Source organism: Amycolatopsis dongchuanensis, from assembly GCF_039542405.1.
Classification (GTDB): domain Bacteria; phylum Actinomycetota; class Actinomycetes; order Mycobacteriales; family Pseudonocardiaceae; genus Amycolatopsis_E; species Amycolatopsis_E sacchari.
In genome coordinates, this window is sequence record NZ_BAABIB010000104.1 from 1 (window position 1) to 8,405 (window position 8,405).

Annotated in this window: 9 protein-coding genes and 1 pseudogene; 9 read left to right on the plus strand and 1 reads right to left on the minus strand. The window is 71.3% G+C overall.

The features are described 5' to 3' along the window. Positions 1 to 266 (plus strand): hypothetical protein (locus tag ABFX51_RS39690; RefSeq protein ID WP_428832505.1); only part of this gene is annotated, 266 nt, incomplete at its 5' end. 22 nt (positions 267 to 288) lie between these two features. Here ABFX51_RS39690 and ABFX51_RS39695 read toward each other — a convergent pair. Next, positions 289 to 495: pseudogene (locus ABFX51_RS39695) on the minus strand (IS481 family transposase); the annotation flags it as partial. 357 nt (positions 496 to 852) lie between these two features. On the opposite strand from ABFX51_RS39695, the gene ABFX51_RS27415 reads away from it, so the two are divergent. The 8 genes from ABFX51_RS27415 to ABFX51_RS27450 all read left to right on the plus strand — a co-directional run bounded on the left by ABFX51_RS27415 (position 853) and on the right by ABFX51_RS27450 (position 8,224). Beyond that, a complete protein-coding gene (locus tag ABFX51_RS27415; RefSeq protein WP_346055334.1) occupies positions 853 to 1,578 on the plus strand; it encodes a GntR family transcriptional regulator in 726 nt (241 codons plus the stop codon). Positions 1,579 to 1,602: 24 nt separating this feature from the next. Beyond that, positions 1,603 to 2,706 carry an N-methyl-L-tryptophan oxidase gene (solA, locus tag ABFX51_RS27420; protein ID WP_346055335.1) on the plus strand — a complete coding sequence of 368 codons (1,104 nt, stop codon included), beginning with the start codon at positions 1,603 to 1,605 and terminating at the stop codon, positions 2,704 to 2,706. Between the two features lie 18 nt (positions 2,707 to 2,724). After that, the gene (locus ABFX51_RS27425; protein WP_346055336.1) at positions 2,725 to 3,774 is read left to right on the plus strand and encodes an ABC transporter substrate-binding protein; all 1,050 of its coding nucleotides are present in this window, start codon (positions 2,725 to 2,727) and stop codon (positions 3,772 to 3,774) included. After that, the gene (locus ABFX51_RS27430; protein ID WP_346055337.1) at positions 3,771 to 4,856 is read left to right on the plus strand and encodes an ABC transporter ATP-binding protein; all 1,086 of its coding nucleotides are present in this window, start codon (positions 3,771 to 3,773) and stop codon (positions 4,854 to 4,856) included. Before ABFX51_RS27425 ends, ABFX51_RS27430 begins: the two co-directional genes overlap by 4 nt. Then, positions 4,814 to 5,689 carry an ABC transporter permease gene (locus ABFX51_RS27435; protein WP_346055339.1) on the plus strand — a complete coding sequence of 292 codons (876 nt, stop codon included), beginning with the start codon at positions 4,814 to 4,816 and terminating at the stop codon, positions 5,687 to 5,689. The genes ABFX51_RS27430 and ABFX51_RS27435 overlap by 43 nt, the downstream gene beginning before the upstream one ends. Next, complete coding sequence (locus tag ABFX51_RS27440) at positions 5,686 to 6,480, plus strand: ABC transporter permease (protein WP_346055340.1); 795 nt, start codon at positions 5,686 to 5,688, stop codon at positions 6,478 to 6,480. Before ABFX51_RS27435 ends, ABFX51_RS27440 begins: the two co-directional genes overlap by 4 nt. Before the next feature lie 23 nt (positions 6,481 to 6,503). Continuing rightward, positions 6,504 to 7,640 (plus strand): NAD(P)/FAD-dependent oxidoreductase, encoded by a 1,137-nt coding sequence (locus ABFX51_RS27445; protein ID WP_346055341.1) that lies wholly within the window; start codon positions 6,504 to 6,506, stop codon positions 7,638 to 7,640. A 233-nt stretch (positions 7,641 to 7,873) separates the two neighbouring features. After that, on the plus strand, positions 7,874 to 8,224 hold the full coding sequence (locus ABFX51_RS27450) for a hypothetical protein (RefSeq protein ID WP_346055343.1): 351 nt from the start codon (positions 7,874 to 7,876) through the stop codon (positions 8,222 to 8,224). The last annotated feature ends 181 nt before the right edge of the window (positions 8,225 to 8,405 follow it).

Consider the following 8,405-nt stretch of genomic DNA (forward strand, 5'->3'; position numbering starts at 1 on the left):
CCATCACGCCACGATCTTGCCCACACCTCCCTCAAGATCCAAGTGAGACACGCTCTTACTTCCGCATTCCCGATCAGGATGCGCAACAATCCTGGGACCAGGTACTGACCCGATCGGAAACCGGAAGCGCCGAATGCCTGCGAAGTTTCGAGTCCGGCGACCGGGAGCTGTTCCTGGTGGCGATCCGGGACCTGACGACCGCCGTCGGAATTTTCGACCAACTCCTGGTGCGAATAAGCGCACTACGCGCGGCGGGAGGCGGATGAAGGCCACCACGCTGCTCGATCGGGGCCATGACCTCGGCGGTGGGGGCGGCACGCTCGGATGGTCGAGCAGTCCGGTCCCGCCGTGACGCCGCCGGCGGTTGACCCACTTCGATGCGCCTGGGCAGGAGACGCCCATCTCCGCGGCGATGTGCGCGATCGGGCGGGTCTGGCAACGCGCGACGAGCCGGCGACGGCCCTCCACCGACAGCGGGGCGTCACAGTGATGCACGGACGGTCTTTCTCTTCGGTGGACGACTTGCTCGCACTTCTCATTCTGCCGCCGAAAGACCCGTCCCTCGTCTCAGCCCCCGTCAGCCGACACCAACGTCACGACGCGCAACACCTAGTGCGTCCGAGCGTGCCGGACCACGGCACGGCACCCGCTCCCGGCGGCGTCCAGTGCTGATCGCCGTGGGCGTGGTGACGGCCTGCCGGTGACCGGTCGTCCTGGAGCCGCGCCGGTCCGGCGTCCCTGACGAGGACGGACAGGAACCCTGGTAACCAGCGGGTTTCGTGCGTTACGAGGATAAGTCATGCTTAATCGCAGTATTGACATAACAAATCCTTCCAGCGCAGACTGCTCGTCATGACCGGCCGCGACCTCCCGCTGCACGCCCGCATCAGGCGGGAGCTGGAGTCGCGGATCGCGCAGGGACGGTGGCCCGCCGGCACGCGGGTGCCGACCGAAGCCGAGCTGGGCGAGGAGTTCGGGGTCTCCCGGATCACCGTGCAGCGCGCCCTGCGTGACCTGGTCGCGGCGGGCCTGCTCGTCCGGTACCGCCGGCGCGGCACGTTCGTCGCGCAGACGGCGAGCGAGCGCAACCTGCTCCGCTCGGCCGGTCTGCTGCTCAGCGGCCCCGAGATGCACGGTGACCACCGGGTCATCTCGGCGAAGGTGGTGAGCGCGGGCAGCGCGCGGCTCAGGCTGCCCGATCTCCCCGACGACGAAGCGGTCGTGCAGGTCGAGCGCCACAAGCTCAGCCCGGACTCCGGGCGCGCGGTGGTCGCCGAACTGGCCGTGCTGCCGTTCCGCCTGGCCCCCGACCTGCTCGACCAGGACCTCGTGTCCGCGACCACCCACGTTTACCTGCGCAACCGGGGAGTCGCGCTCGCCCGGTCGCGCCTCTACGTCGAGCCCTGCGCGCTGGACGCCGCGCACGCCGAGGTGTTCGGGTTGCCCGAGGGCACCCCGGTGTTCCGCTGGCTGCGCGTCACCTGGGCCGCCGACGACACCGTCGCCGAGCACTTCCAGGCCATCCTGCCGGCCGACTCCTCCCGCTTCTACGTCGAAACCTCGCTCGATCTCCCCTGAAAACCCCCGCCCGGAGGTGAGTTCGTGAGTACCAGTCCGTCCGTCGCCGTGCTCGGCACCGGCGCCGTCGGCGCGATGACGCTGTGGCGCCTGGCCGCCCGCGGCGCGCGAGCCGTGGGGTTCGACACCTACGCGCCCGGCCACGACCGCGGTGCCTCCGGCGGGGAGAGCCGCATCTTCCGCACCGCGTACAAGGAAGGCGCGCACTACGTACCGTTGCTGCGCGAGTCCCGTCTGTTGTGGACGGAGCTGGAACGGGCCGGCGGCACGCGCTTGCTCCACCTGGTGGGCGGCGTGACCGTCGGCGCCGCGGACGACCCAGTCGTTCGCGCCGTGCAGGAGTCCGGAGTGGACGTCGAGGTCCTCAGTGGACGGGAAGCCGCCCGGCGGGTGCCCGAGCACCCGCTGGCCGAGGGCGAGGTGCTGGTGCTCGACCGGGAAGCCGGGTACCTGCGGCCCGAGGCCGCCGTGCTCACCGCGGTCGACGAGGCCCAGCGGCACGGAGCGGAACTCCGGTGCCGCACCAGAGTTTCCGCCGTCGAACCGGACGGTGCCGGGGTGCTGGTGACCACCGGCGCCGGAACCGAGCGGTTCGACGCGGCCGTGGTCACCCCGGGGGCCTGGGCGAGGCAGCTGCTGCCGCACTTACCGGTACAGGCGCGGCGCATCACGTCGGCCTGGTTTCCCCGCCGCGACGCCGAACTGTTCGACCCCGGACGCTGCCCGATCGCCATCCGGGTCGGCGCGCACGCGTTCTCCTGCTTCCCCGCGCTCGACGGGTTCGGGGTGAAGGTGAACGCCCACGGAGGTGGCTGGCCACCCGTGGAAAGCCCCGAAAGCCTGCCGCGCAGCGCGGAACCCGAGCTGCTCGCCCGGCTGCACGCCGCCGTCACCGCGACCCTGCCCGGGTTGCGGCCCGATCCCGTCCGCGTCGCCACCTACGCCGACGGGTTCACCCCCGACGGCCACGGCCTGCTCGGCCCGCTCACCGGAAACCTCGTGCTGGCCACGGGTTTCTCGGGACACGGCTTCAAACTCGCCCCCGTCTTCGGCGACATCGCCGCCGATCTCGTGCTGTCCGGGGGCACCAGGCGTGCCATCGCGCCGCTGTCCCCGCACCGTTTCTGACCCTTCCAGGAGGTAGTCATGCGCCGGAGGAAACGCTTTCTCGGGCTGGCCGTCGCCGTGCTGGCACTGGCAGGCTGCGCCGCGCCGAACCCGTCGGCGAGCGCGGGCACGCTCGTCGTCGCCGGGTACGGCGGCTCGTTCGAAACCGCTTTCCGGCAGGCGATCCTGCCGGACTTCGAGAAGACCTGCTCCTGCAAGGTCACCTACATCCCCGGCGCGTCGAGCGACACCGTCGCCAAGCTCAAGGCGCAGCAGGGCAGCCCGCAGATCGACGTGGCGCTGATCGACGACGGCCCGCAGGCGCAGGCGGCGCAGGCCGGGCTGCTCACGCCGGTCGACCCGAAGGTGGTGCCACTCGGCCAGGTCGCCGACGTCGCCAGGATGCCGGGGGACACCGGCGTCGGCTTCGGGCTCACGGCCACCGGCCTGGCCTACAACCCCCAGTGGTTCGCCGAGCACGGCGTGCCCGAGCCCCGGACCTGGCTCGACCTCGCCGACCCGCGGCTCAAGGGGCAGCTCGTGCTGCCGTCGATCACCAACACCTACGGCATCGGGCTGCTGGTCGGCGCCGCCAGGGCGAACGGCGGTTCGGAGACCGACATCGGGCCGGGCTTCGACGCGGTCCGGCGCATCGCCGCGAACGCCGTCACCTTCGACACCACCGCCGACGTGTCCAACTACTTCCTCCAGGGCCAGGCGGCGGCGTCGGTCTGGGGCGTGTCCCGCGTGGCGACGCTGGCGGACAAGAACTTCCCGGTGAAGTTCGGCTATCCCGACGACGGCGCCATCGCGCTGGTGACCACGGCGAACGTGGTGAACAAGGCACCGCACGCGGACCTGGGCCAGAAGTTCGTGGCGTTCCTGCTCGGCACCCAGGCGCAGGCGGAGCTGGCGAAGGCCACCTACGACGGTTCCGTGGTGCAGGGCGTGTCACTCGACCCGGCCCTCGCGGGCAAGGTCGTCGACACCGGGGATCTCGGGAAGCTGCGCAAGCTGGACTGGACCACGATCAACCAGCAGCGCGCCGCGTGGACCGACCGGTGGAACAAGGAGGTGGAGAACCGGTGAGCACCGTCACCGAGACACCGGCGCCCGCCCGCACCCGCGGCCGCCTGCACCTGAGCGGACTGCGGAAGTCGCTGGGCGGCAAGGAAGTCGTGCGCGGGATCGACCTGCGCACCGAGCCGGGGGAGTTCCTGACCCTGCTCGGGCCCTCCGGCTGCGGCAAGAGCACCACGCTCAACATGATCGCGGGGCACCTGCTGCCCGACGGCGGCCGGATCGAAGTGGACGGACGCGACCTGACGAGCCTGCCGGCCAACCGGCGGGCGATGGGCATGGTCTTCCAGTCCTACGCGCTGTTCCCGCACATGACGATCGCCGACAACGTCGCGTTCGGACTGCGGATGCGCCGCACCGCCGCGGAGACGCGGAAGAAGAAGGTCGCCGAAGCGCTGGAAATGGTGGGTCTCGACGGGCTCGCCGGCCGCCACCCCCGGCAGCTGTCCGGCGGGCAGCAGCAGCGCGCGGCGCTCGCCCGTGCCCTGGTCGTGGAACCGGATCTGCTGCTGCTCGACGAACCGTTCTCCAACCTCGACGCCCAGCTGCGCGTCCGGCTCCGCGACGAGGTGCTGGCGCTGCAACGCCGGATCGGCACCACCACGATCCTGGTCACCCACGACCAGGAGGAGGCACTCGCCGTGTCGGACCGCATCGCGGTGATGGCCGACGGCGTGCTGCACCAGCTGGGCGATCCCGAGACCGTCTACCTGCGCCCCGGCACTGACTTCGTGGCGCGTTTCGTCGGCGAGATCAATCTGTTCGACGGCGAAGCGCTCGGCGAGGGCAGGTGCCGGGTGGCCGGGCACGTCCTGTCGGCCACCCCGGTCGGGCCGGTGCCCGCGCCGGGCGCGGCGGTGCGGCTGTACGTGCGTCCGGAAGCGGTGCGCGTCTCGGCCAGCGGAGACGGCCTCCCCGGAACCGTTTCGGCGACGCGGTTCCTCGGCACCCGCGTCCGCTGCACGGTGTCCACAGTGGCCGGTCCGGTGGAGGCGACCCTGCCGTTCGGCGAGCCGGTGCCGGCACTGGGCGAGGAGGTGAGGTGCGCATGGCAGTCGCAGCACGCGTCGGTGTCCGCCCGGCCCGAGTAGCCCGCCCGTGGCGCACCGGCTACCTGCTGGCCGGACCCGCGATCCTCGCGTTCGCGCTGCTGTTCGCCGCCCCGCTGGTCACGCTCGTCGTCAACAGCTTCCGCACCCAGCAGGGCGCGTTCACGCTCGCCAACTACACCCGCTTCCTCGGCGACCCGTTCTACCGCGGGGTGCTGGGGCACACGCTGTGGATCGGGGTGCTCACCACGGTGTGCTGCCTGGTGCTCGGCTACCCGTTCGCGCTGTACCTGCGCGGCCGCTCGCCGCGGGTGCGCAACTACCTCTCGCTGGTCCTGCTGTCCCCGCTGCTGGTCAGCATGGTGATCCGGGCGTACGGCTGGCTCGTCGTACTCGGGCCGAACGGCCCGCTGGCGAAGCTGTTGGAGGCCGTCGGGCTGGACGCGCCCCAGTTGCTCTACAACGACACCGCTGTGCTCGTCGGCATGGTGCACGTGATGCTCGCCTACCTGGTGCTGCCGCTGCTGGGCAGCCTCGACCGCATGGACCCGACGCTCGTGCCCGCGGCGAAAGGGCTCGGGGCGAGCGGCTGGACGTGCTTCTGGCGCATCACCGTGCCGCTGTCCGCGCCGGGGATGCTGGCGGGCTCGCTGATCGTGTTCAGCCTGACGGTGTCGAGTTTCGTCACGCCCGCGATCCTCGGCGGGCCGACGGTGAAGCTGATGCCGTACTTCGTCTACACCGAGGCGACGGTGACGCTGGACTGGCCGTACGCGGCGGCGATCGGCTTCATCCTCATCGTCGTCACCACCGTGCTCATGGCCGTGTACGCCCGCTTGCTGCGCGGGCGCGGAGCGAAGGGGACGTTCGCATGAGGCGCGTACCCGGTGCCGTGTTCGCCACGCTCGTGGGGCTGTTCCTGCTCGCGCCCGTGCTCGTCACGCTGGCCTCTTCGCTCACCACGACCAGCTACGTCTCGTTCCCGCCGAAGGGGATCACGCTGCACTGGTACGCGGAACTGTTCCACCGCCCCGAATTCCTCGCCTCGTTCGGGCTGAGCCTCGGCGTCGCGGCGGCGGCGGCCGTGGTGTCGACCGCGCTGGGACTGGCGGCGGGGCTGGCCATCCAGCGCTACCCGTTCCCCGGCAGGCGCCTGCTGGACAACGTGTTCTCCAGTGCGTTCGCGGTGCCCACGATCGTGCTCGGCATCGGGCTGCTGCAGTGGTACGCGCAGCTGGGCATGGCGTCCAGCCCGCTGACGCTGCTGCTGGCCCACCTGGTGCTGACCGTGCCCTACACCGTGCGGCTGGTGCTGGCCGGCCTCGCCGGGCTGGACCGCTCCGCCGAGCTCGCGGCGGCGGGGCTGGGCGCCGGGCCGCTGCGCGTGTTCTGGCACGTCACGCTGCCGGCGGTGCGCGGCGCGCTCATCGCCGGGGCGTTCTTCGCGCTGATCACGTCGTTCGACGACCTGACCGTCGCGTTGTTCGTCGTCACCACCGACCTGCAGACGCTGCCGGTCCGGATCTTCAACTACCTGCAGTACAACTACGACCCCACGGTGACCGCCGTCGGCACGCTGATGGTGCTGTTCGCCGCCGTGGTGGTGGTCGTCATCGAGCGCGTGGTCGGGGTCGCCCGGCTGTTCGGTACCGAAAGCGCGCGCTGAGAACTTCGCGGAAAGGACGGATCTTGCGAGCAATCGTCATCGGTGCGGGTGTCGTGGGCGCGGCCGTCGCGGGGCGGCTGGCCGCCCGCGGCGCGGAGGTCACGATCCTGGAGGCCCGCACCCCGGGCGCCGGGACCACCGGGACCTCGTTCGCCTGGGTCAACTCGGGCAACAAGGAGCCGGAGTCGTACTTCGCGCTCAACCACGCCGGGGTGCGGGCGCACCACGAGTTCGCCGGGGGACCGGCGCCGTGGTTCTTCCCCACCGGCAACCTGGAGTGGGCGAACGGGGCCGCACTGGAGGTGCTGCTGGCCCGGGTGGCGAAACTCGAAAGCCGTGACTACCCGGTCCGCCGGCTGACGGCGAAGGAAGCGCTGGAGCTCGAACCGGACCTGGCACCGCAGCCGGCGGGCACGGAATTCGTGTACTACCCCGAAGAGGCACACGTGCTGCCCGCGTTGCTGCTCGCCCGGTTCCTCGGCGAGGCGAGGGACGCCGGGGTCCGGATCGTCAACGGGGCCGAGGTCGTCGAGGTGGGCGGGGGAGTGGTGCGCACCGCCGACGGCTCGCGGTACTCCGCGGACGTCGTGGTGAGCTGCGCGGGCCGCTGGACCGCCGGGGTCGCGCGGGCGGCGGGGGTGGCGGTTCCGATGGCCGACCCGGAAGCACCCGGTTCGGCCACGGTGGGCTTCCTCGCGACCACCGCGCCCGTTCCGGCGCGGCTTTCGCGGGTGCTCACCACCCCGCGGCTCAACGTCCGGCCGGACGGGGGCGGGCGGCTGCTGCTGCAGGGGCTCGATCTCGACGGGGAAGCCGATCCCGCGGTCGAGGTGCCCGCAGACGGGAAGGTCGGGGCGGAACTGGTCGAGCGCCTGCCCACGCTGCTCACCGGGGCGGAGGGTGCCGTGGTCGAGAAGGTCCGGGTGGGTCAGCGCGCGATGCCCGCCGACGGGCTCACGGTGGCGGGGTTCGCCGCGGAGGGCTTCTACGTCGTCGCGACGCACAGCGGGATCACGCTGGCTCCGCTCCTGGCACGCCTCGTGGCGGACGAGGTGCACGGGGCGGACTTCCCGGAACTGGCCGACTTCCGCCCCGGCCGTTTCGTGCCGGGCAGGACCTATGAGCCGCTGCGCCCGGCCCGCCTGCCCAGCGAGCAGTGAAAAACCCGGTCGCCGGTGTAGCGAACCGCAGATGACGATCCTGCTGGGCGTGCTGGTGCAGCGGCCGAGCACCTGGACACCTTCGGCCGGTTCCTGCGCTCGAACACGCAGATGAGCCAGGTGTACCGCTCGCTGTCGAAGAGGGAGGCCGGCGGCTGGGTCACCCACAGCGTGGAGCCGCGGCCGGGGCGCAGGACGCGAAGCGCTACGAGGTGACGGCCGAAGGTGCCACGGTGTTCCTGGACTGGTTGAAGGGGCCGTACCGCCCGCCGACCCGTTACCAGGATCCGGAGTTGAGCGCGCGGTTGAGCTTCGCCGGGTTCATGACGGTCGACGAGGTGATCCGGTTGCTGGAGAGCGAGATCAGCACGCGGCGGGAGGAGATCACGCGGTACCGGGATCGGAACCTCGCCCGCGATCCCGCGCTGCCCTTCGACCACACGCCGGGGAACTTCGTGGGAACGTGGGAGCACGAGACCGGCGCCGCGGGGAATGGACGCGCACGTCGCGGCGTGCGAGACGTTGCGGCAGCAGTCGCTGGACGGGGCGGCTTCGGATGCCCGGCGCGGCACCCGTGGTCGTAGGTCTGTCCTGTGTGGAGGCAGCGGTAGAGCTGGCCGAGCATGCGGTTGAACAGGTGCCGCGGGGCGGTCGCGTCGGGCGCGGCGTCGGTCGTAGTGGTCCTTGGCCGGGCCCTGTCTCCAGCTAAGAGGCCGTAACAGAATGATCTTCGGGTGTGGTTGGATGTGCCTCGTTGTTGATCTT